We start from the raw sequence: 22,788 nt of genomic DNA, 5'->3' as shown, positions 1-22,788 counted from the left end.
TCCGGCGAAGGCGTTTCACCCTCACCGAGAATGTCTCTTCAAACCTCGGCTTCACCGTGGCGCCCGGGACAGGGCGGCCGACGACCGGGGGTTTGAAGAGTCATCCTTTAATCTGACCGTCAGGACCGTCCAACCCGCTTGGCTGCAACCTCTCCCTTAATCCTGAGAGATTGGGAGATTGTGTGGCACGTATTCATCAGTGAATCGTTGATGGCGAAAAACCTGCGAGGCATCGAGGCTAACAAACATTAGTTGCGGCTGTTGGGGTAGTTTGCAAAAATGCCATTGTTCCGCCGCAGGCGTGGCAAAGTTACTGCGAATATTGAGTTGCTTTTCGATGATCTTTCTCGTCTTTCCCGTGAAATCGATTTCGCGGGGGGCGCCGGATTGCTGCGCTCGCAAGTTGTAGCTCGCGGCCTCATCAGATGAGGCGAGATCGAAAATGCGCTCGGGTCGTTGGGCCGGCTGAATGTCGCAGTCACGCAACGCCGATGCCGGAATAGGCGAAGCCGTGCCGTTCGGTCTCGGCAGGCGCGTAGATGTTGCGCAGATCGACGAGGACGGGCGCGCGCATCAGCCCCTTGAGCCGGGCGAGATCCAGCGCCCGGAACGCGTTCCACTCCGTCACGATCACCAGAGCGTCGGCGCCTTCCGCGCAGGCATAGGCATCCTCGGCGTAAGCGACCCCCTGAAGCAGCGGCCGCGCCTGCTCCATCCCCTCGGGATCGTAGGCCACGATCTGCGCACCGGCATCCTGCAGGCCGGCGATGATCGACAGCGAGGGCGCGTCGCGCATGTCGTCGGTGTTCGGCTTGAACGTCAGGCCCAAGAGCGCCACCCGCTTGCCCCGCACCGACCCGCCGCAGGCCGCGATCACCTTGCGCGCCATCGCGCGCTTCCTCTGATCGTTGACCGCCACCACCGTCTCGACGATCCGAACCGGCGTGCCGTAATCCTGCGCCGTCTTCACCAGCGCCAGCGTGTCTTTGGGGAAGCACGAGCCGCCATAGCCCGGCCCCGCATGCAGGAACTTGCCGCCGATGCGGTTGTCGAGGCCGATGCCGCGGGCGACCTCCTGCACGTTGGCCCCGACCTGTTCGCACAGATCGGCGATCTCGTTGATGAAGGTGATCTTGGTGGCCAGGAACGCGTTGGCGGCATACTTGGTCAGCTCGGCCGTGCGCCGTCCGGTGAGCAGGATCGGCGCCTGGTTGAGGTAGAGCGGGCGGTAGACTTCCTGCATCACGGCGACTGCGCGTGGATCTTCGGCGCCGATAACGATGCGGTCGGGCCGCTTGAAGTCGTCGATGGCGGCGCCCTCGCGCAGGAATTCGGGGTTGGAGGCGATGCCGACATCGATGTCGGGACGGGCCTCGCGGATGATGCGCTCGACCTCGTCGCCGGTGCCGACGGGCACGGTCGATTTGGTGACGACCACGGTGTAGCCGGTCAGCGCCTCGGCGATCTCGCGGGCTGCGGCATAGACGTAGGAGAGGTCGGCAAAGCCGTCGCCGCGGCGGGACGGGGTGCCGACGGCGATGAACACGGCTTGCGCCTGCGCCACGGCGGGCTTGAGGTCGGTGGAGAAGGTGAGGCGTTTGGCCCGCACGTTCTCGGCGACGAGGGCGTCGAGGCCGGGCTCGTAGATCGGCATGCGGCCCTCGTTGAGGGCGGCGATCTTGCCGGGATCCTTGTCGATGCAGACGACCTCGTGGCCGAAATCGGCAAGGCAGGCGCCCGACACGAGGCCGACATAGCCCGAGCCAATCATCGCGATGCGCATCGATGTCTCCGCCGGGGCGGCCGGAACGCATCCGGCGTGTTGCGGTGCGGTGTTTAGCCCGGTTCGAAGCTGGCGCAAACCATGGTCCGAGCCGCCGGTCTACAGCCGGTAATGCGCCGCCGCCCGCGAAAGGTTCGGATTGTAATAGGGGTCGGCCCGCAGCAGCGGCTCCCAGCGCTCGCGCATCACCCGCGATTCGGCCTCGAAGCGGGCGCGCTTCTCTGGCGTGTCCTCGGCGCCCCGGCTCTTCGACTCGTGGTGGAGGAGGCGGGCCTGCGGCGTCCAGACGATGCGGTAACCGGCCGCACGAATCCGCAGGCACAGATCCACGTCGTTGAAGGCCACGGCGAGATGCGCGGCATCGAAGCCGCCGACTTCGGAAAAGACCTCTGCGCGCATGGCGAGGCAGGCGCCGGTCACCGCGGAGACCTCCTGCGACAGCAGCATGCGCGCGAAGTAGCCGGGTTCGGTGCCCGGCAGGCCGAGATGGCTGTGGCCGGCAATCCCGCCGATCCCGAGCACGATCCCCCCGTGTTGGATCGTGCCGTCGGGATAGAGGAGCTTCGCGCCGGCCGCGCCGATCTCGGGGTCGCTCGCGATCGAGACGAGTTCGGTGAGCCAGCCCGGCTCCATCACCTCGATGTCGTTGTTGAGGAACAGCAGGATCGTGCCCCGCGCCGCGGCGGCTCCCCGGTTCGACAGATCCGAGAAGTTGAACGGACCGGGCGCGGGCAGCACGCGCAGGCGCGGCTCGGAACCGTAGCGCGCGAACAGATCCCGCGTCGCCGGCTCGGTGCTGCCGTTATCGACGACGACGACCTCCAGGGCGGGGTAGTCGGTGCGCGCGAACAGCCCGTCGAGGACGACGCCGAGCAACTCCGCCCGGTCGCGGGTCGGGATGACGACCGAGACGAGGGGCGGCGGCTCCGGCAGGGGGCGTATTAGTCGGTTGAACCCTTGCGCTCCCCGTTCGGCCCAGGCTCCCCGGCGCGCGGCCACTTCGGCAAGCGCCTGCAGGCGCGCCGCCTCGGCCCGCGTCAGGGCCCGATCCGAGAAGGTGCCGGAGCCGGCCGCCGCCCGCCAGTGATAGAGCACCTTCGGGATGTGGCGCACCCGCTCCGCTGCCAGTCCTTCGGTCAGGCGCAACAGCAGATCGTGATCCTGGCTGCCCTCGAAACCGGGCCGCAGGCCGCCGAGCCGGCGCAGCGTGTCGGTGCGGACCACACAGAGATGGTTCACGTAGTTCTGGGCCCACAGCAATTCGCGGTCGTAGCCCGACTTGAAATGCGGCTCGAAGCGGCGGCCGCGTCCATCGACCTTGTCCTCGTCGCTGTAGATCAGCTCCAGACGCGGATCGGTCCGGATGGCTCCGGCGATCTCGAACAGGGCGTTTTCCGAGAGCAGGTCGTCGTGGTCGAGGAAGGCGGTGTAGGTGCCGCTCGCCAGCGTCAGGGCGTCGTTGGTCGCGCGGGCGATGTGGCCGTTCTCCGATCGGCGCACGGAGCGGATGCGCGGCTCCTCCGCCGCGTGGCGGGCGATCAGCCGCGGAATGCGCGGGTCGGTCGAGGCGTCGTCGGCGATGCAGAGTTCCCAGGCCGGATAGAGCTGGTTCCGCACCGAGCGGATCGCCGCCTCCAGCACGCGCGGATCGGGATCGTGTACCGGCATCAGGACGGAGACCAGTGGCGGCGCCTCCCAGCCCGCGATCTCGGCGCGGATTCGCGCCCGCTCCGCCGCCGTGAGGCGGTCGAACCGGGCGATCCAGGCCGCGTAGCCGGTCTCGGCCCGGTGGGAGAGGGCCCGCGCGATCAGCCCGCGGGCGCGGACCTTCAGGCCGAGGATGCGCCAGTAGACCGCCTGCGCCGTGAGGCCGGGCTGGCGGGCGCCCGCCCGTGTCACGATCCCGAGGCGACCGCGGCGGCGGATGGAAAGGTCTTGCAGCACGAATGGATTGGTTCGCGACAGGGTGCTCAGGCGCAGGGCCGCGACGCCCGGCGGCAATCGGCCGGTCCAGGCGAAGGCGTCACCGCCGAGCGGCTCCTCGACCAGCGCCACGCTCTCGCCGTCGCCCGAGACCGCGCTGACGAGGGCGCGGGCGATGCCGCCGCTGCCGGCATCGCGCCATGTCATGCTCACCCAGGCGCCGCCGAGATCGGCGCCGGAGAGGTCGATGCACAGCTCGGCCCCGTCGGCGCCGGTCACCGGCAGCGCCCGGCCCGCGAGCGACGCGATGGACCCGGCCCGTTCCGCCATCGCCGCTCAGGTCTCCCAGCTCTTCGAGACGGAGGCCCGCACGGCGTCGCTGAGCACGGTGTCGTAGACCACCATGTCGCGGGCAAAGCGCATGCCGCGCAGCAGCTCGGCGAGCGCCAGCGTCTCGTTGGGGATCGGCAGGGGCAGCGGCATCGGCGCCTCGATCCCGATATGGTGGAACGCGGAGGCCATGAAGGCTTCGAAGTAGTCGCGGTGGCCGACGACGTCGATGCGCGACAGCACCTCGACCGCGATGATGGAACTGCCCGGCATCAGCCGGTCCTCGGGCACGTGGGTGCTGAGCTGGCGGGTCAGGGGGTTGTAGAGCAGGTGATAGGCCGGCTCCGGCATCATCCGGAACAGCCGCTTCAGGCTCTTCACGTCGGTGAAGTCGTAATCGAGGGTGAAGGCCGCCGCCTCGACGAGGTTGCCGAGGCGCCAGTGCCGCTCCGCGTTGGCGGCAAGGCTCGCCCGCTCGCGCAGCCAATAGAGGCGGCTCGCCAGTTCCACGAAGGGGTCGTGGATCATCAGCATGGTCAGCGCGCCGCTCTGAACGAAGTGCCCCTCGTAGCGCGGGAAGATGATCGAACCGGCCATCAGGCAGGAATCGAGCGTGACGGTGTCGAACATCGCCCGCAGGATCTCGTCCGGGAAGCGGCCGATGCCGAAATACGATTGCCGGAAATAGGGATACAGCGCGGTCTGGATCACCGTTTCCGGGCGGATATGCCCGTTGAGCAGGATGACCTTCTTGTCGGTGAGACCCGTCCGCGGCAGCCGCCGGTAGATCAGCACATTGGTGTCGACGTCGTAGATCTCGAGCCGCTCGATGCCGGGAAGGCCCCGGCACGTCGGTCTCGCGGATCTCGAAATGGCATTGCCCGGTCGCGTGCCAGCCGAACCGGACGAAGTTCGGGTCGGCGTGGATCGCCGAGACCTCCGCCACCCGGCGCCCCTCGATGCAGACGGAGACCCGGCTGATCGCCTGCGGGTTGTCCGGCACCACCCAACCCCGGATCACGTCGCCCTCGTCGGACGAAAGGAGAAACCGCATCCTTAGCTCGCCGTCCTCGGCCCCGTGCTGATCGGTACGCTCGTTTGTCCGCCGCTCCCTCGCGATGCATCCGCCGTCGGAGTGCAGCCGTGAGGGTCATGGAGGGGAGATCGGCGGTCGGTCGTCCCGCGGTGCCCTCTTAGCCGATTTTTGCCGCTTGCGTGCAACGGGCTGCGGCAGCCACGGGACGGCATGGGGTGTTTCGACGGAGGGGATCAGATTCCGCCAAAGTCCCGCTTGCGGAGCCGCCCGGCACCGGCTATAGCCGCGGCCTCGCAGGACACCGGGGCGACCCGGACGGCTTGCAGGGGCGCGTAGCTCAGCGGGAGAGCACTACCTTGACATGGTAGGGGTCACAGGTTCGATCCCTGTCGCGCCCACCATCCCACCCCGATGGGATGATCGAGTAGACCAAGGCTCCGGAGACGGGGCCTTTTTCTTTGGCCGATCGACGTCCCCTAGATCGCGGGCCGGCGCGCTGAGAAAACCCGTTTCAAAAGAAAAGCCCCGCCGTTTCCGGCGGGGCTTTCTTGTCCGGCTTCCGATCCCGAGGGATCGGAGAGGCCCGATCAGGCGTGGGCGAGTGCTGCGTTCGGCACCGCCGCGTTGTTGGCGGCGTGGTGCTGCTTCAGCATCGGCCGCAGCACGGCGATGGCGAGTGCGGCCGCGATCAGGTCCATCGTCGCCACCGTGTAGAGCACCGTCGACCACGTGCCCGTCGCCTGCATGATCAGGTTCCCGACCGGCACGAACAGCGCGGCAAAGCCCTTGGCGCAGTAGAGGACGCCGTAGATCTTGCCGATATGCTTCGAACCGAAGGTGTCGGCGGCCGTGGCGCTGAACAGCGAGTACACTTCGCCCCAGGCCAGGAACACGATGCCGGACAGGATCACGAACGCCCAGGGGTTCGAGCCGAAGTAGCCGAGCGCGACGATGCCGATGCCTTCCATCGCGAAAGCGATGAACATCGTCTTCTCACGGCCGATCCGGTCCGAGATGAAGCCGAAGAGCGGACGCGAGATGCCGTTCATGACGCGGTCCAGCATCAGGGCGAAGGGCAGCGCGGCCATGGCGAAGAAGTACAGGTTCACCTGGAAGTTCTTCACGCCGAGGTCGGTCGCGATGACGCCGAGCTGCGCCACCGCCATCAGGCCACCGGTGACCGTGCAGGTGAACATCAGCAGCATGACGTAGAAGACCGGCGTCCGCAGCGCTTCACCGAGGGTGTAGTCGCGGCGGCTCTGCAGCACCTTGGTCGAGAACTTGACCTCGTCCTTGGCCGGCGAACGCATGAAGATCGAGGCCAGGATGATGACGGTGCCCTGGATCAGGCCGAAGGTGAAGAACGCCTGGGCGTAGCTGCCGGCATCGATCATCTTGGCGATCGGGATGATCGTCAGGGCCGAGCCCGCGCCGTAGCCGCCCGCAGTGAGACCGACGGCGAGGCCGCGCTTGTCCGGGAACCACTTCAGGGCGTTGTTGATGCAGGTGGCGTAGACGCAGCCGACGCCGATGCCGCCGAGGACCGAGCCGATGTAGAAGCCGGTCAGCGAGGTGGCATAGGAGTTCATCACCCAGGCCGCGCCGGTCATCAGGCCGCCGAACATCACGACCCGGCTCGGACCGTACTTGTCGATGAAGTAACCCTCGATCGGTGTCAGCCAGGTCTGGACGACGACGAAGATCGTGAAGGCCACCTGGATCGCGGCGCGATCCCAGCCGAACGTCTTCTGAATTTCGGGGACGAACAGGGTCCAAGCGTACTGAATGTTGGCCGCGGCCACCATGCAGATAACGCCGAAGATGATTTGTAGCCAGCGGTTTGAAGACGGTACCGGCCGTTCCGGGGCAATGGACGACAATGCCATGAGCGTGCTCCCTCGTTCCTGCACAGACGTGAAGGCCTGTTGCGTAGGTTTGGCGTTTTGGGCTTGAGAAGTGGTCAGTGCAGGTTGTTGCGTTTCCTTGTCTGCCCAGGGGATCCGAGCGGCGATCTCGCCCCAGGCATTGGTATGCATTATTTGGTATACCAGCCATGCAGGCAAGCGAAATAATGCGCAATCTGACACGAAAGTGACGGATCGGAAGGATGAAAATCCGGAACTCAACCGGAAATGCGTTGGTCCGCCTACAAAAAACGCCGGTCGCTGAGCGTATGACAGCGGGGCGTTTGCGAATTTGCCGGTGACTCGCCGCCGGCAACCGAGCGGCTCCCGGCATGTTGGCCGAATCACGGCGGCGGAGAGGTTTCGCTCGTCTTCTGGAAAGCTTCGCGCGTGGCCCAATCGCCCTGCAATTTACGCTGGCGCACGGGCGAATAGCCAGATCGCGCGCGAGAGGCGGGTCCGACGTCGATTCACGTTGAGCGGGCGTCGTTCTTGCTAGAGAGCGCGGGCGAGGTGAGCCGAGCGCCCATTCCGCGCGAATCCACCTCGACAGGTCTCGCGATCCTTGCATCCTGTCCGGCGAGGCCAAGGAGCCAGTCGATGCCCTACCGCCACACCGTTGGCCCCCGCACCCACGTCTTCGCCGATCTGGCGACGCTGATGGCGAAGGCGACACCGGTGCGCTCCGGCGATTGTCTCGCGGGCATTGCCGCGGAATCGGCCGAGGAGAACATGGCCGCGCGCTGGTGCCTCGCCGAGGTGCCGCTCAGGGAGATCCTGGCCCGTCCGCTGATCCCCTATGACGAGGACGACGTCACCCGATTGATCCTCGACGACCACGACGAGGCGGCGTTCGCCGAGATCGCCGCGCTGACGGTCGGGGATTTTCGCGAGTTTCTGCTGACCGCGTCCTCTGAGACGCTCGCGCGGATCGCGCCGGGCGTGACGCCGGAGATCGCCGCCGCGGTGTCCAAGATCATGCGCAACCAGGATCTGATCCTCGTCGCGAAGAAGTGCCGGGTGGTCACCCGCTTCCGCAACACGATCGGCCTGCCCGGCACGCTCGCGGTGCGGCTCCAGCCCAATCACCCGACCGACGACCCGGCCGGCGTCACCGCCTCGATCCTCGATGGGCTCTCCTATGGCTGCGGCGATGCGGTGATCGGCATCAACCCGGTCTCCGATTCGATCCAGACGATGGGCACCCTGCTGCGTCTGTTCGACGGCATCATCGGCCGGCTGGAGATTCCGACCCAGGCCTGCGTGCTCACCCACGTCACCACCACGCTCGACGCGATGAACCGGGGGCTGCCGGTCGATCTCGTGTTCCAGTCGATCGCCGGGACGCAGCGCGCCAATGCGAGCTTCGGCGTCACCCTGCCGATCCTGCAGGAGGCGCACGAGGCGGCGCTCGCGCTCAAGCGCGGCACGCTCGGCGACAACGTGATGTATTTCGAGACCGGCCAGGGTTCGGCCCTCTCGGCCGATGCGCATCACGGCATCGACCAGCAGACCCTAGAGGCGCGCGCCTACGCGGTGGCTCGCCGCTACCGGCCGCTTCTGGTCAATACCGTCGTCGGCTTCATCGGGCCGGAGTATCTCTACAACGGCAAGGAGATCATCCGGGCCGGGCTGGAAGACCATTTCTGCGGCAAGCTGATGGGCGTGCCGCTGGGCGTCGACGTCTGCTACACCAACCACGCCGAGGCCGATCAGGACGACATGGACACGCTCCTGACCCTGCTCGGGGCGGCGGGCTGCACCTACGTGATGGGCATTCCCGGCGCCGACGACGTGATGCTGAACTACCAGTCCACCTCGTTCCACGATCAGCTCTACATCCGCGAGGTGCTGGGCCTGAGGCGCGCGCCGGAATTCGAGGAATGGCTCGCTCGCATTGGCCTCACCGACGCGGACGGCGCACTCCTGCCCGGCGGGGCCGAGGCCCGCCTGCTCACCGCCGCGCCGGAGCTGGCCGCATGAGCACGCAGACCGACACCCTCTGGCAGCGGCTGGCCCGCCTCACCCCCGCCCGGATCGGTCTCGGCCGCGCCGGCGCCGGCCTGCCGACCCGCGAGGTGCTGAAATTCGGCCTCGCCCACGCCCAGGCGCGCGATGCCGTGCATACGCCGATGGACGCCGCCGCGATCGCGGGCGCCATCGAGGCGCTGGGCCTGCCGACCGTGACCGTGACCTCCGGTGCGGAGGATCGCGCGACCTATCTGCGCCGGCCCGATTACGGGCGCCGCCTCTCGCCGGAGAGCCTCAAGGCTCTTTCCGATTCCGCCGCCGATTCCGCGGCCGAGCCCGTCGATCTCGCGATCGTGGTGGCGGACGGTCTCTCGGCGCGCGCGGTCCACGAGGGCGCCGCCGCGCTGCTCGCCGCCTTCAAGCCGCACGCGGAGGCGGCCGGCTGGCGCCTGGCTCCGGTGACCATCGCCACGCAGGCCCGGGTCGCGCTGGGGGACGCGGCCGGCGCAGTGCTGCGGGCCCGCGCAGTGGTGGTGGTGATCGGCGAGCGTCCCGGCCTGTCCTCGCCCGACAGCCTCGGCCTCTACGTCACCTTCGATCCGAAGCCCGGACGCTCCGATGCGGAACGAAACTGCATCTCGAACGTCCGGCCCGCCGGCCTGAGCTTCGAGCTTGCCGCGTTCAAGCTGAATTGGCTGCTGACCCAGGCCTTCTCCCGCGGGCTGACCGGCGTGAACCTCAAGGACGAGAGCGATCGGTTGCTTGAGGCCGCCGCGCCTGATCCTGCCATCGGCGGATTCTGAGTGAATTCGCCGGAGCTTTGGGGGTGCTGCGCGAACGGGTCGCCGGCTTTCCAAAAAAAGACGCGTGTCGGCACTGTCGAGGTTGCTGACGAAGCCTGAATTGCACGCGCCGAGGCCGCGGGAATTTGAGCTGAAAACAGCCTTCGTGCGGGACCGCGCGAGGGTGTGTGCGCGTTGATTTTGCGAAGTCTTCCCAAGGCCGGCGCAAGCTCGGCTGTTGCGGCCCTGACACACCGCGAAAGCAACCTGACTTTGCCTTGAGCTGTGCCTTTGAGCGCCGCAATCCCACCATAAACCGGGACGACTTCCGGGGTCGCGGTAAACGCTGTCGCTCCAACGCCTTACCGCAGAGTTTCGAGGACGTCGAAGGACGTTTTTCCGCACTGGACCGTAACGGGCCGCGCGGATCTCGGGGGCGTAACGGGACCGGGGCACGAGATCAGCGATGGACGCGCGTCAGACCGACAAGTCGAAGCTGCCGAGCCGGCACGTGACGGAGGGGCCCGAGCGGGCGCCCCACCGCTCGTACCTCTACGCCATGGGCCTGACGACCGAGCAGATCCACCAGCCGCTGGTCGGCGTCGCCTCGTGCTGGAACGAGGCCGCGCCCTGCAACATCTCGCTGATGCGCCAGGCCCAGGCCGTGAAGAAGGGCGTCGCCGCCGCCAAGGGCACCCCGCGCGAGTTCTGCACCATCACCGTCACCGACGGCATCGCCATGGGCCATGGCGGCATGCGCGCCTCGCTGCCGTCGCGCGAAGTCATCGCCGATTCGGTCGAGCTGACGATCCGCGGCCATTCCTACGACGCCCTCGTGGGGCTTGCCGGCTGCGACAAGTCCCTGCCCGGCATGATGATGGCCATGGTGCGCCTCAACGTGCCGTCGATCTTCATCTATGGCGGCTCGATCCTGCCCGGCTCGTTCCGGGGCCGGCCGGTCACGGTGCAGGATCTGTTCGAGGCGGTCGGCAAGGTCGCCGTCGGCGACATGAGCCTCGACGATCTCGACGAGCTGGAGCGGGTCGCCTGCCCCTCGGCCGGCGCCTGCGGCGCGCAGTTCACCGCCAACACCATGGCGACCGTCTCCGAGGCGATCGGCCTTGCGCTGCCCTACTCGGCCGGCGCGCCTGCCCCTTACGAGATCCGCGACCAATTCTGCGCCGCCGCCGGCGAGAAGGTGATGGAGCTGATCGCCAAGAACATCCGCCCGCGCGACATCGTCACCCGCAAGGCGCTGGAGAATGCCGCCGCGACGGTGGCGGCTTCGGGCGGCTCGACCAATGCGGCGCTGCACCTGCCGGCGATCGCGCATGAATGCGGCATCGAGTTCACGCTGTTTGACGTCGCCGAGATCTTCCGCAAGACCCCCTACATCGCCGACCTGAAGCCCGGCGGGCGCTACGTGGCCAAGGACATGTTCGAGGTCGGCGGCATCCCGCTGCTGATGAAGACGCTGCTCGACCACGGCTACCTGCACGGCGACTGCCTCACCGTCACCGGCCGCACCATCGCGGAGAACCTCGCCAAGGTCGCCTGGAACCCGGATCAGGACGTGGTGCGCCCGGCCGACAAGCCCATCACCGTCACCGGCGGCGTGGTGGGCCTGCGCGGCAATCTCGCCCCCGAGGGCGCGATCGTGAAGGTCGCCGGCATGCCGCCCGAGGCCCAGGTCTTCACCGGCCCGGCCCGCGTCTTCGACGGCGAGGAAGCCTGTTTCGAGGCGGTGCAGAACCGCACCTACAAGCCCGGCGACGTTCTGGTCATCCGTTACGAGGGCCCGAAGGGAGGCCCCGGCATGCGCGAGATGCTCTCGACCACCGCCGCCCTCTACGGCCAGGGCATGGGCGACAAGGTGGCCCTCATCACCGACGGGCGCTTCTCCGGCGCGACCCGCGGCTTCTGCGTCGGCCATGTCGGCCCCGAGGCCGCCATCGGCGGGCCGATCGGCCTGCTGCGCGACGGCGACATCATCACCCTCGACGCGATCAAGGGCACGCTCGACGTGGCGCTCTCCGACGAGGAACTGGCCCAGCGTCGCAGCGAATGGGCGCCGCGGGGCAATGCCGCGACCTCCGGCTACCTCTGGAAATACGCGCAGTCCGTCGGGCCTGCGGTGAACGGGGCCGTGACGCATCCGGGCGGCGCGGGGGAGACGAACGTCTATGCCGACATCTAGGACTGCCCCTTTCCGGCCCATGTGGCCGGCCGGGGCCGATCCGAGTCGGCTCCGGGCGGGGCTTCTCGCCGGGTTCCTCGGCTTTGCGCTGATGCTCACGGCCGTCGATCCCGGCACGGCGCTCGACGCGACCGCGCGCACGCCGGTTCCCGAGAAGGGATACCGTTCGGGCCGCGACGCCCTGCGCTCGGGCGTGCGCGACTACAACGCGGGCGACAAGCAGGGCGCCGTGCGGGCGCTGGAATACGCCGCCGACCAGGGCCAGACCCTAGCGTTGTGGAAGCTCGGCCGCATGTACGCGGACGGCGACGGCGTGCCCCACGACGACCTCAAGGCGTTCGAGTACTTTTCGCGCATCGCCGACGACAACACCGACGATTCGCCCGACACGCCGAATTCGGGCGTGGTGGCGAGCGCCTTCAACGCGCTCGGCACCTACTTCCTGGAGGGGATCAAGGGCACCTATGTGCGCCCGAGCCCCGAGCGCGCCTACGACATGTTCAACTACGCAGCGTCGTATTTCGGCGACCCGAACGCGCAGTACAACCTCGCTCGGCTCTATCTCGACGGCACCGGCGTCGAGCAGGATCCGCGCAAGGCCGCGCGCTGGTTCAACCTCGCCGCCGAGAAGGGCCACCGCCCGGCCCAGGCGCTGCTCGGCGACATGCTCGTCAACGGCACCGGCGTGCAGCGCCAGCCCGTGAAGGGGCTGACCTGGCTCGCCATCGCCCGCGGCGGGGCACAGGGCGCGGCGGACACCTGGATCGTCAATCTCTACGACAAGGCCTGGGCCTCGGCCAATGAGGCAGACCGGGCGGATGCGATGGCCCAGGCGCAATCGCTGTCGACGGGTTCGACCCGTCGGCGGCGATAACCCTCCTCTCCTGCGGGAGGGCTCAGGGCGTTTACCCGTCGCTCAGCTCCACCGTCACCGGTACGTGATCCGAGGGCTTCTCCAGCCCGCGCAGGTGGCGCTGCACCGAGGCCGAGACGAGACGGTCGGCGGCTTGCGGCGAGAGCAGCAGGTGGTCGATGCGGATGCCTTGGTTCCGCGGCCAGCAGCCGGCCTGATAGTCCCAGAAGGTGTAGAGACCGGCGCTCGGCTCGCAGGCCCGCAGGCCATCCGTAAAACCTTCCGCCAGCAGCGCGCGGAAGGCGCGGCGGGTCTCGGGCAGGAACAGCGCGTCCTGCGTCCAGACGGAGGGGTCGGCGGCGTCCTCGGGCTCGGGGATGACGTTGAAATCGCCCGCCAGCACCAGCGCCTCCTCGGTCGTCATCAGCGCGCGGGCATGCGCCCGCAGGCGGGCCATGAAGGCGAGCTTGTAGCTGTATTTCGGCCCCGGAGCCGGGTTGCCGTTCGGCAGGTAGATCGAGGCGACCCGCACCGGCGCCACGCCCTCGCCATGCACCAGCGCCTCGATGTAGCGCGCCTGCTCGTCCTCGGCGTCGCCGGGCAGGCCACGCAGCAGCTGGGTGTACTGGAGCGGTGCGCGCACCAGCAGGGCGACGCCGTTATAGGCCTTCTGCCCCAGCGTCTCGACCGCGTAGCCCGCCGCCTCGATTTCCTCGCGGGGAAAGGACGCGTCCTGGCATTTCAGCTCCTGCAGGCAGACCACGTCGGGTTTGGCCTCGTCGAGGAAGCCCAGCAGGTGGCCGACCCGCTGCTTGATCGAATTGACGTTCCAGGTGGTGATCCGCATGGGGCGTGGGGAGGCTCGGCCGGAGGGGCTCTCGTCATCGGGCCTTCGCGCGGCCCTGGCAAGGCGGGGGCCGCCTGTCGGGTGCGAAGAGCGCCCCGTGGAGCGGAAGCCTGAGGCCGCGGATGCGGCCGCCGGGCGTTTGAGGCTGAGGAATGCCCCCATGGACGCGTCGTGGTTCGAGCCGGTGCGGGCCTATTGCGAGCGCGGCGATGCCAGCTTCTGGGCCGAGCCGATCAATGCCCTGACGAACGCGGCCTTCCTGGTCGCGGCCGGGCTCGCGGCGCGCCGCGCCCGCGGCGACGGGCCGGTCCTGGCTCTGGCCGGCGTGACCTTCGTGGTCGGGATCGGCTCGTTCCTGTTCCACACCCTGGCGAACCGCTGGTCGATGCTGGCCGACGTGATTCCGATCGCCGTCTTCATCTACGGCTACTTCGCCCTCGCCATGGCCCGCTTCTTCGGCCTCCGCCCAGCGGCGGCGACCGCCCTTACGCTGGCCTTCGCCGTCCTCAGCTTCGGCCTGACGCCGGCCCTCGACACGTTGAGCGGACGCTCGGTCTCGGGCCTCACCAACGGCTCGGTTGATTATGCCCCGGCGATCCTGGCACTCCTTGGCGTCGGCCTCGCTCTCCTGAGGCGGGCGCCCGGGACGGCCCGTTCGGTGCTCGCGACCGCCGGGATCTTCCTCGTGTCGCTGACCTTCCGCACGGTCGATGTGGCGAGTTGTGCCCGCCTGCCGCTCGGCACGCATTTCCTCTGGCACGTCCTCAACGCGGTGGTGCTCTACCGCCTGCTGATCGCAGCCACCCGGTTCAGGCTCTGAGGCCCGCGTTTCGGGATCGCACAGGGATCATCCCTTCACCAGGGCTCTGCCCTGGACCCGCGAAAGGACTCGTCCTTTTCGAAACCTGGATTTCAGGCGCCGATTCCGCGGGCCTTCAGGCTGTCGCCGATCTCCTCCAGCGTGGCCGGATCCTCGATGGTCGGGGGCATCGCGTAATCCTCGCCGTCGGCGATGCGCTTCATCGTGCCGCGCAGGATCTTTCCGGAGCGCGTCTTCGGCAGGCGTCCCACGGTGAGTGCCAGCTTGAAGGCGGCCACGGGGCCGATCTCCTCGCGCACCCGGGCGACCAGTTCCCGCTCGACCGTCTCGGGATCCTTGGCGACGCCCGCCTTCAGCACCACGAAGCCGCAGGGTGCCTCTCCTTTCAGCGCGTCGCGGATGCCGATCACCGCGCATTCGGCGACATCCGGGTGCGCGGCGAGCACTGCTTCCATGCCGCCGGTGGAGAGGCGGTGGCCGGCCACGTTGATGATGTCGTCGGTCCGCCCCAGCACCGTGACGTAGCCGTCCTCATCCACCACGCCCGCATCCGAGGTGTCGTAGAAGCCGGGGAAGGTGGCGAGATAGCTCTGGCGGAAACGCTCGTCCGAGCCCCACAGGGTCGGCAGGCAGCCCGGCGGCAGGGGAAGCTTCAGGGCGATGGTGCCCATCGTGCCCGGGGCGACCGGCTTGCCCGCTTCGTCGAGCACGTGGAGGTCGTAGCCCGGCATCGGCTTGGCGGTGGAGCCGTACTTCACCGGCAGCCGCTCCAGCCCGAGCGGGTTGCCGGCGATCGCCCAGCCGGTCTCGGTCTGCCACCAATGGTCGATCACCGGCCGCTCCAGCGCCCGCTCGGCCCAGGCCACCGAATCCGGGTCGGCCCGCTCGCCGGCCAGGAACAGGGCGCGGAACCGCGAGAGGTCGTGGCCCGCGATCTTTTCCGCCCGCGGGTCTTCCTTCTTGATCGCGCGCAGGGCCGTGGGCGCGGTGAACAGCGTCGCGGCGCCGTGCTCGGCGGCGACCCGCCAGAAGGCGCCGGCATCCGGCGTGCCCAGCGGCTTGCCCTCGTAGAGCACCGTGGTGCAGCCGTGCAGCAGCGGCGCGTAGACGATGTAGGAGTGGCCCACTACCCAGCCGATATCGGAGGCGCAGAAATAGACCTCCCCGGGCGCGACGCCGTAGAGGTTCGCCATCGACCACGCCAACGCGACGCAGTAGCCGCCGCTGTCGCGCACCACGCCCTTGGGCCGCCCGGTCGTGCCGGAGGTGTAGAGGATGTAGAGCGGGTCGGTCGCTGCGACCGGCACCGGCTCGGCCCGCCGTCCGGCCCGGCGCGCTCGCGCGACGGTCTCCGCCCAATCCCGGTCGCGGCCCTCGACGAGGCCGGCCTCGCCTTGCGGGCGCTGCAGGATCAGGCAGGCATCGGGCTTGTGGGTCGAGCGGGCGATCGCCGCATCGAGCAGCGGCTTGTAGGCGACGACGCGGGCCGGCTCGATGCCGCAGGAGGCGGCTAGAACCACCTTGGGCGCGGCATCCTCGATGCGGGCGGCGAGTTCGTTGGCGGCGAACCCGCCGAATACCACGGAGTGGATCGCCCCGATCCGGGCGCAGGCCAGCATCCCGAACAGGGCCTCGGGCACCATCGGCATGTAGATCACCACCCGGTCGCCCTTGGTCACGCCGAGATCGGCGAGGGTGCCGGCGAGCACCGCCACCTCGTCGCGCAACTCCCCGTAGGTGATGCGGCGCTTGGTGCCGGTGACGGGCGAATCATGGATGATCGCGGCTTGGTCGGCGCGCCCGCCCTCCGCATGCCGATCGACGGCGTTGCGGCAGACATTGAGTCGGGCGTCCGGAAACCAGCGGCCATAGACGCCCTGCTCGGCATCGAAGGCGCGGGTGGGGGCGACGTCCCAATCGATCGCCGCCGCGGCCTTCAGCCAGAATCCGTTCCGATCCGCGAGCGAGGCGGCGTGGACGGCAGCATAGGCGCCCTCAGGGGCGGTGGGCGTGGCGGCGGACATCGGCGTTTCCCTCGCGCGGCCTGTTGATCGGCCTGTTCGAGGGCGATGATAGCGCGGTTTCGACCGCTGCGCGCCTAACTGCGCCGCACTCGATCCTGCGCTGCCACAAAGCAGAACCGCCGCGCTGGTTGTCCCAGGCGGCGGCAACGGTTTTGTCCGAGGCGGGAGAAGAAGCGTGGCCGGCAGCGCCTCCCGGGGCGAAGCCGGCCGGGGTGTCGCTAGTGGAGGGTGTCCCCGCGCAGGCGCTCGATTTCGTCCTTGAGGTGCAGTTTCTTACGCTTGAGTTCGGCGATGCGCAGGTCGTCGCTGGCGAGGGACTGCATCGCGTAGTGAAGCTCGCGCTCGAGGGCTTCGTGCTTGGCGGCGAGCTGGCTCAAATGCGTCTGCAAGGACATGAGGTGTCGCTCCTGTCACAGTTTCCGACGGGGGTAGACTGGCACAGGATGGCGCACGTGTCGAAGCCATTCGGCGGCAAAGTGGATGGATCGGTAACAGGGCAATTTCAAATCTTCTGGAGCGGGACGGCACGCTGACCTTGGCCGTTGCAAGCTCCGACAAGACGGGAGAACCGGATGTCCCGCCTTGCTCCGGCCGGGAGCTTGGCGCATGGTCGCGCCCGGTCAAGGCCGGTGGTGTGTTTCAAGCGATGATGGCGGACGAGATTGCCAACGACGCGGTCGCGGATCCGGCCGGCGAGCTGACGCGGTTGCGTGAAGAGCACCGGGATCTCGACGAAGCGATCGAGGCGCTGAAGGTCAGCGTCGCCGTCGATCAGCTTCAGTTGCAGAGACTCAAGAAGCGCAAACTCGTCCTGCGCGACCGGATCACGCATCTGGAAGACCAGATCACGCCGGATATCATCGCTTAGAGCCGTGTCTGACCTGATGGCATCAGGTCGGCGTCTCTCGCCCGTTTGTCTTGACGCGCATTCTTTCGACGAACCGGGGACCGCTTCGTCGGCATGCGCTTGAGCACACCGGCATTGTCTGAACGCCGCTGGCCGCTTTTCGGGACGATGCTCGCGCGGCAACGCCGGGAAGGGTACGGCCTCCCCGGCGAAGCGATTGTTGACCGGCGACTGAATGACTTGGTCAGGCTACTTGGCGAGATAGGCCGAGACGCTCGACACCCGGGTTCCGACGAGCCGGACCGCCTTGCGCAGGCGTTCGTCGGAGACCTGAAGCAGATCGGCCCAGTGCTTGCGGGTGGTGCTGTCGTGAATGTCGATATGGGTTGCCGTGCGGGCGCGCGTGTTCTGGTCCGCGGAGGACATTTGAGAGCTCGCTGAGGTAAGGGGCCCGGCCGCTCGATGGCCGTTTCCAGCACAACGCGGTCGGTCGATTTCGGCTCCGCCCGGTTCGGCGAGAATCGGGGGATTTTCACAAGGCGTCGCCGGTGCCTCCGCCCGGCCTCGACGCCGCGGCAGGGGCGAGGCGTGCGCCTTATGGCCGGCCCATGGTGCAGGCGCATTTTAAGTGTTTGCAGGGTCTCGCCTTGCCGGGGTACGGGCCCCCCTGTTATTCGGCCTTTTCGCGGGCCGACGGGCCCGCTTCCTCGTAATGGGCCAGACGACGATGCTGGGATCGCCCCCGGTCGCGATCATCATGGGAAGCCAGTCGGACTGGGCGACCATGCGCAACGCCGCCGAAACGCTGGACGCGCTCGGCGTGGCCTACGATGCCCGCATCGTCTCGGCCCACCGCACCCCGGACCGCCTCGTCTCGTTCGCCAAAGGCGCGCGGGATGCCGGTTTCAAGGTGGTGATCGCCGGGGCGGGCGGGGCCGCGCATCTGCCGGGCATGACGGCGGCGATGACGTCGCTGCCGGTCTTCGGCGTTCCGGTCGAGTCGAAGGCGCTCTCGGGGCAGGACAGCCTACTCTCCATCGTCCAGATGCCCGCCGGCATTCCCGTGGGCACGCTGGCGATCGGCCGGGCCGGGGCCGTCAACGCCGCCCTGCTCGCCGCCGCCGTGCTGGCGCTCACCGATGCCGGGCTCGCCGAGCGGCTCGATGCGTGGCGCGACCGCCAGACCGCCTCCGTCGCCGAACGGCCGGACCCCTCTCAAGCCTGACAACGACACGAAGCGCCATGGCCTCTCCCACCTCCTCGCCGCAGATCCGGCCCGGCGGCACCCTCGGCATCGTCGGCGGTGGCCAGCTCGGCCGCATGATCGCGCTCGCGGCAGCCAATTACGGCCTCAAGGTCCACATCTACGCCCCCGATGCCGACAGCCCGGCCTTCGACGTGGCCCATGCCCACACGCTGGCGCCCTACGACGACGCGGCGGCGCTGGCCGCCTTCGCCGATGCCTGCGACGTGGTCACCTACGAGTTCGAGAACATCCCCCACGCCACCGCGGCGGTGCTCGCCGAGCACGCGACCCTGCGCCCGAGCGCGACGGCGCTGCTCACGACGCAGGATCGCCTGTCCGAGAAGGACTTCGTGACCTCGCTCGGCATTCCGACCGCGCCCTACCGGACGGTCGATACGGTCGAGGATCTCGTGCGGGCCCTGGAGGCGCTCGGCCGCCCCGCCGTGCTGAAGACCCGGCGCTTCGGCTACGACGGCAAGGGCCAGCGGATGATCCGCGAGGGCGACGACCCGGCCGCCCTCCTCGCCGAATTCAAGGGGGCGCCCTGCATCCTCGAAGGGTTCGTGCCGTTCGAGCGCGAAATCTCGGTGGTCGCCGCCCGCGGGCCGGACGGGACGTTCGCGGCCTACGACCCCTGCGCCAACGAGCACCGCGACCACATCCTCGCGCTCACCCGCGTCCCCGTTCCCGGCCTGACCCGGACGACGGGCGATGCGGCGGTCGCCATCGCCCGCGCCATCGCCGAGGCGCTGGACTATGTCGGGGTGCTCGCGGTCGAGATGTTCGAGATCGCCGGGTCCGAGGGGGCCGCCCGCCTCGTCGTCAACGAGATCGCGCCCCGCGTGCACAATTCCGGGCACTGGACCATCGAGGGCGCGCTGACCTCGCAATTCGCGCAAACCGTGCGCGCGGTCTGCGGCTGGCCGCTCGGCGACACCGCCCGCACCGGCGGCATGGCGGTGGAGATGGAGAACCTCATCGGCGCCGAGGCCGATGCCTGGGCGGACCTGCTCGCGGAGCCGGGCGCCCATCTCCACCTCTACGGCAAGGCCGAGGCCCGTCCCGGCCGCAAGATGGGGCACGTCACCCGGCTCAAGCCGCTCGACTAAAGCTTGACCATTCAATCTGTCGCCTCTCGGCAACAGCGAACTACAGTCGAGCCCGGTTCGAAGCGATCGGCGAAAGCGTGAGGACACGGGCCACACCTTCGCCACATCCCGAGGTTTCAGCGAAGGGTACGGGGCGTCCGCGGAAGCATCGTGCGTGTTTGTCCGGTCTCAGGCCGGAGGGGCCCGCCGGATCTTCCCGGATTCGTTTCACAAAACCTTCGCTCCACGGCTCGGCCCGCGCGGGCGCTGTCGGCGATGCGGATGTTTTGCGAGGCACTTTAAGCGCCCATTCACCGTGTTGCGGCAGCGTGCGCGCGACGGGATGATCCGGGCCTCAAGGGGCCGCCGCGGAGATCCGGGCAAGCGGGCGCGGGGGAGAACGGGACAATGATCGGGATGACGCTGGACGGACGCAAGGCGAGGCTGGTCGGTGCCCTCGCGCTGACGGCCGCGGCGCTGGCCGGCTGCGAGACCTATGGCAGCGCGACAGCTCCGCGCCAATTCGCGGTGCTGGAGACCGACACGACGGGCGCCACCAACGTCAACATCGCCTCGCTCAGCGATGTGATTTCGCGCAACCCCTCGGATGCCGGCGCCTACAACACCCGCGGCGCGGCCTATGCCCGCGCGGGTCAGTTCGGCGAGGCGATCACCGACTTCTCGAAGGCGATCCAGCTCGATCCGAACTCGGCCTCGGCCTACAACAACCGGGCGCTGGCCTACCGCCAGACCGGCCGCGCCGATGCGGCGATGCAGGACTTCTCGAAGGCGATCGCCAACGATCCGAATTTTTCCGCCGCCTATATCGGCCGGGCGAACCTCGAGCGCGCCCAGGGTGACCTCGACGGCGCGCTGAACGACCTCAACGTCGCGATCCGCCTCGCGCCGGAATCGGCGGAGGCCTACCACGCCCGCGGCCTCGTGCGGCAGAAGCAGAATCACAACCCTGAGGCGATCGGCGACTTCGCTGCGGCCATCGACCGCAACCCCTTCGTCGCCGCCCCCTACGCCGCCCGCGGCCAGAGCCTGATCTCGCTGGGCCAGTACGACAAGGCGATCGAGGACTTCAACGCGGCGCTGAACGTGAATTCGAAGGACGCCGGATCCTGGGCCTATCGCGGGCTGGCCTACGAGAAGACGAACCGCCGTAAAGAGGCGAACGAGAGCTATCAGCAGGCCGCGCGCCTCGATCCCAACAACGCCGTGGCCAAGCAGGGCGTCGGCCGCATGCAGGGCGGCCTGTTCTAGGGCGCTCTCCGTCTTGCAAGGGCCGCGGGTTCGTCGAAATCTGCGTGTCCCATCAACGGCTTGGAGCCGCCGGCCGATCGGTGCTCGGCGGCCCCTCAAGCGTTGGGCGAAATCCTTCAGAACCCGCTCGATCCACCGCGCCCGGGCGCCCATTCGGGCCGCCTTCTCACGGGCGGCTGCCGAAATGGCGACGCGAGGGGAAGCGCTCTCGCGCGTGCCGATGGCGCGTCTCGCGAACCGGATGACCCTCCGCCGAGTTAGGGCTGGGAACCGGCGCAACCTCCTTACGGTTGTGGGCAACTTGAAATCTGTGGGCGGGGCTCTCCGAAACGGATTTCGCGGTTTATACTTCCGTATCGAACGCGATCTTGAGCGTATCGAGAGAGCGTGGAGGGAGCGGCCGATGCCGGACGGTACCGAACTGTTCAACGGAAGGCATGTCCTCGTCGTCGAGGACGAATATTTTATCGCTGAAGACATACGGCGTGCGTTCGAAGAGCGGGGCGCGCAAGTGGTCGGCCCCGTGGGGAATGTCGATGACGCTCTGGCGATGATCGAGACATGCCCGCGCATCGACGGCGCCGTGCTCGACATCAACCTGCGTGAGGTCATGGTCTTTCCGGTCGCCGACGCGCTCAGGGCGCGCGGCGTCCCCTTCGTCTTCGCCACCGGCTACGAAGAGAATGCCGTCCCGTCGCGTCTGCGGGACGCGATTCATTGCGAGAAACCGATCGATCCGGCGCGTCTGGCCAAGGCGCTGTTCGGTCCAGCCGTCGTCGGCTGAGCGGGAGCCAAGCAGGGGTCGGCTCCGGCCCCGCTTCGGTCCCGGCCAATTCCCCGTTCGCGATCGCGAATCAGCCCGGCGCGCTCTCCAGCCGGCGGTGTTCGCAGGCGATGCGGCGGACGGTGCCGGTGTTCGAGCGGTAGACCACCGTCTCCGTCTCGATCAGGCCGGGGCTGAACCGCACGCCCGCAAGCAGGGCCCCCGTGGTCACGCCGGTGGCCGCGACGATGACGTCGCCCCGGGCCATGTCGTGCATGTCGTATTTCCGGTTCGGGTCGGTGATGCCCATCTTGACCGCTCGTGCCCGCTTGTCGGCGGAATCGAGGATGAGACGCCCCTGCATCTGGCCGCCGATGCAGCGAAGCGCGCTGGCGGCGATCACGCCCTCCGGCGCGGCGCCGGTGCCCATGTAGATGTCGACGCCGGTCTCGTCGGGCTTGGTGCAGTGGATGATCGCGGCAATGTCGCCGTCCGAGATCAGGCGGATGCTGGCGCCGGTGTCGCGCACGGCGGCGATCAGGTCCATGTGGCGCGGGCGGTCGAGGATGATCGCGGTGATGCCGGAGGTCTCCACGCCCTTGGCGCGGGCGAGCGAGGCGATGTTCCGGGCCGGGCTCCAATCGAGATCGACCGTGCCGAGCGGGTAGCCGGGGCCGATGGCGATCTTCTGCATGTAGACGTCGGGGGCGGCGAGCAGCGAGCCGCGCTCGGCCAGCGCCATCACGGCGATGGCGCCGGGCATGTCCTTGGCGCAGAGCGTCGTGCCCTCCAGCGGATCGACCGCGATGTCCACGGACGGACCGTTGCCGGTGCCGACGGCCTCGCCGATGAACAGCATCGGGGCCTCGTCGCGCTCGCCCTCGCCGATCACCACGCGGCCCTCGATCGGCAGCAGCATCAGCTCGGCGCGCATCGCATCGACGGCGGCTTGGTCGGCCTCCTTCTCGCGGCCATGGCCCCGCAGCCGGGCCGCGGCGATGGCCGCCGCCTCGGTCACCCGCACCAGTTCGAGGGTCAGGCCCCGCGCCGTGGGATCGCTGAAGATCCCGGAATTGGCCGCCGACATCGCCCTACGTTCCTTGTT

Annotated in this window: 19 protein-coding genes, 1 tRNA gene and 1 pseudogene; 11 read left to right on the top strand and 10 right to left on the bottom strand. The window is 68.5% G+C overall.

What is annotated here, in order from left to right; all coding sequences use genetic code 11:
• Positions 1-156: 156 nt before the first annotated feature.
• The 4 genes and pseudogenes from M2437_RS23535 to M2437_RS23520 form a co-directional block, all read right to left on the bottom strand.
• Positions 157-486 carry a hypothetical protein gene (locus M2437_RS23535; protein ID WP_253388824.1) on the bottom strand — a complete coding sequence of 110 codons (330 nt, stop codon included), beginning with the start codon at positions 484-486 and terminating at the stop codon, positions 157-159.
• Positions 479-1,783 carry a UDP-glucose dehydrogenase family protein gene (locus tag M2437_RS23530; RefSeq protein ID WP_253388823.1) on the bottom strand — a complete coding sequence of 435 codons (1,305 nt, stop codon included), beginning with the start codon at positions 1,781-1,783 and terminating at the stop codon, positions 479-481. Before M2437_RS23530 ends, M2437_RS23535 begins: the two co-directional genes overlap by 8 nt.
• 99 nt (positions 1,784-1,882) lie before the next feature.
• Positions 1,883-4,036, bottom strand: coding sequence for a glycosyltransferase family 2 protein (locus M2437_RS23525; RefSeq protein ID WP_253388822.1), 2,154 nt, complete (start codon positions 4,034-4,036; stop codon positions 1,883-1,885).
• A 6-nt stretch (positions 4,037-4,042) separates the two neighbouring features.
• A pseudogene (locus M2437_RS23520) lies at positions 4,043-5,090 on the bottom strand (hypothetical protein).
• 308 nt (positions 5,091-5,398) lie between these two features.
• Here M2437_RS23520 and M2437_RS23515 point away from each other — a divergent pair.
• A tRNA-Val gene (locus M2437_RS23515) sits at positions 5,399-5,473 on the top strand.
• A gap of 186 nt (positions 5,474-5,659) precedes the next feature.
• Here the strand turns inward: M2437_RS23515 and oxlT are convergent.
• Positions 5,660-6,958: an oxalate/formate MFS antiporter gene (gene oxlT / locus M2437_RS23510; RefSeq protein ID WP_041357720.1), complete on the bottom strand. Its 1,299-nt coding sequence runs from the start codon at positions 6,956-6,958 to the stop codon at positions 5,660-5,662.
• A 618-nt stretch (positions 6,959-7,576) separates the two neighbouring features.
• On the opposite strand from oxlT, the gene M2437_RS23505 reads away from it, so the two are divergent.
• The 4 genes from M2437_RS23505 (at position 7,577) to M2437_RS23490 (ending at position 12,800) form a co-directional block, all read left to right on the top strand.
• Positions 7,577-8,959 (top strand): ethanolamine ammonia-lyase subunit EutB, encoded by a 1,383-nt coding sequence (locus M2437_RS23505; RefSeq protein ID WP_012253495.1) that lies wholly within the window; start codon positions 7,577-7,579, stop codon positions 8,957-8,959.
• Positions 8,956-9,750 (top strand): ethanolamine ammonia-lyase subunit EutC, encoded by a 795-nt coding sequence (gene eutC, locus M2437_RS23500; protein ID WP_253388820.1) that lies wholly within the window; start codon positions 8,956-8,958, stop codon positions 9,748-9,750. Before M2437_RS23505 ends, eutC begins: the two co-directional genes overlap by 4 nt.
• A 445-nt stretch (positions 9,751-10,195) precedes the next feature.
• Positions 10,196-11,926 (top strand): dihydroxy-acid dehydratase, encoded by a 1,731-nt coding sequence (gene ilvD, locus M2437_RS23495; RefSeq protein ID WP_015822538.1) that lies wholly within the window; start codon positions 10,196-10,198, stop codon positions 11,924-11,926.
• A complete protein-coding gene (locus M2437_RS23490; RefSeq protein WP_041357722.1) occupies positions 11,913-12,800 on the top strand; it encodes a tetratricopeptide repeat protein in 888 nt (295 codons plus the stop codon). Before ilvD ends, M2437_RS23490 begins: the two co-directional genes overlap by 14 nt.
• Before the next feature lie 31 nt (positions 12,801-12,831).
• On the opposite strand, the gene xth is transcribed toward M2437_RS23490, so the two are convergent.
• Positions 12,832-13,626: an exodeoxyribonuclease III gene (xth, locus tag M2437_RS23485; protein ID WP_082290821.1), complete on the bottom strand. Its 795-nt coding sequence runs from the start codon at positions 13,624-13,626 to the stop codon at positions 12,832-12,834.
• 160 nt (positions 13,627-13,786) lie between these two features.
• Here xth and M2437_RS23480 point away from each other — a divergent pair, with 160 nt between their 5' ends.
• Complete coding sequence (locus M2437_RS23480; protein ID WP_253388819.1) at positions 13,787-14,446, top strand: ceramidase domain-containing protein; 660 nt, start codon at positions 13,787-13,789, stop codon at positions 14,444-14,446.
• A 92-nt stretch (positions 14,447-14,538) separates the two neighbouring features.
• On the opposite strand, the gene M2437_RS23475 is transcribed toward M2437_RS23480, so the two are convergent.
• Both M2437_RS23475 and M2437_RS23470 read right to left on the bottom strand, forming a co-directional pair.
• A complete protein-coding gene (locus M2437_RS23475; RefSeq protein ID WP_253388818.1) occupies positions 14,539-16,470 on the bottom strand; it encodes a propionyl-CoA synthetase in 1,932 nt (643 codons plus the stop codon).
• Positions 16,471-16,688: 218 nt separating this feature from the next.
• Positions 16,689-16,865, bottom strand: coding sequence for a YdcH family protein (locus M2437_RS23470; RefSeq protein WP_082509155.1), 177 nt, complete (start codon positions 16,863-16,865; stop codon positions 16,689-16,691).
• Between the two features lie 251 nt (positions 16,866-17,116).
• Here M2437_RS23470 and M2437_RS23465 point away from each other — a divergent pair, with 251 nt between their 5' ends.
• Complete coding sequence (locus M2437_RS23465) at positions 17,117-17,338, top strand: YdcH family protein (RefSeq protein ID WP_003603178.1); 222 nt, start codon at positions 17,117-17,119, stop codon at positions 17,336-17,338.
• Positions 17,339-17,566: 228 nt separating this feature from the next.
• Here the strand turns inward: M2437_RS23465 and M2437_RS23460 are convergent, their stop codons facing one another.
• A complete protein-coding gene (locus M2437_RS23460; protein WP_003603180.1) occupies positions 17,567-17,743 on the bottom strand; it encodes a DUF3606 domain-containing protein in 177 nt (58 codons plus the stop codon).
• 301 nt (positions 17,744-18,044) lie between these two features.
• Here M2437_RS23460 and purE point away from each other — a divergent pair, with 301 nt between their 5' ends.
• The 4 genes from purE (at position 18,045) to M2437_RS23440 (ending at position 21,704) form a co-directional block, all read left to right on the top strand.
• Entirely contained in the window at positions 18,045-18,542 is a 498-nt protein-coding gene (gene purE, locus M2437_RS23455; RefSeq protein WP_042509176.1) for a 5-(carboxyamino)imidazole ribonucleotide mutase, read from the top strand.
• 17 nt (positions 18,543-18,559) lie between these two features.
• Complete coding sequence (locus M2437_RS23450) at positions 18,560-19,672, top strand: 5-(carboxyamino)imidazole ribonucleotide synthase (protein ID WP_253388817.1); 1,113 nt, start codon at positions 18,560-18,562, stop codon at positions 19,670-19,672.
• 387 nt (positions 19,673-20,059) lie between these two features.
• Entirely contained in the window at positions 20,060-20,920 is an 861-nt protein-coding gene (locus tag M2437_RS23445; protein ID WP_012253503.1) for a tetratricopeptide repeat protein, read from the top strand.
• 403 nt (positions 20,921-21,323) lie between these two features.
• Positions 21,324-21,704: a response regulator gene (locus tag M2437_RS23440; protein WP_012253504.1), complete on the top strand. Its 381-nt coding sequence runs from the start codon at positions 21,324-21,326 to the stop codon at positions 21,702-21,704.
• A 70-nt stretch (positions 21,705-21,774) separates the two neighbouring features.
• Here M2437_RS23440 and glpX read toward each other — a convergent pair whose 3' ends face one another.
• Positions 21,775-22,770 carry a class II fructose-bisphosphatase gene (glpX, locus tag M2437_RS23435; protein WP_003603189.1) on the bottom strand — a complete coding sequence of 332 codons (996 nt, stop codon included), beginning with the start codon at positions 22,768-22,770 and terminating at the stop codon, positions 21,775-21,777.
• Positions 22,771-22,788 lie beyond the last annotated feature (18 nt).

This window comes from Methylorubrum pseudosasae, assembly GCF_029504475.1.
GTDB classification, from domain to species: domain Bacteria; phylum Pseudomonadota; class Alphaproteobacteria; order Rhizobiales; family Beijerinckiaceae; genus Methylobacterium; species Methylobacterium extorquens.
Note: the sequence above shows the minus strand (reverse complement) of the source record. Positions and strands in the feature narration are given on the sequence as shown.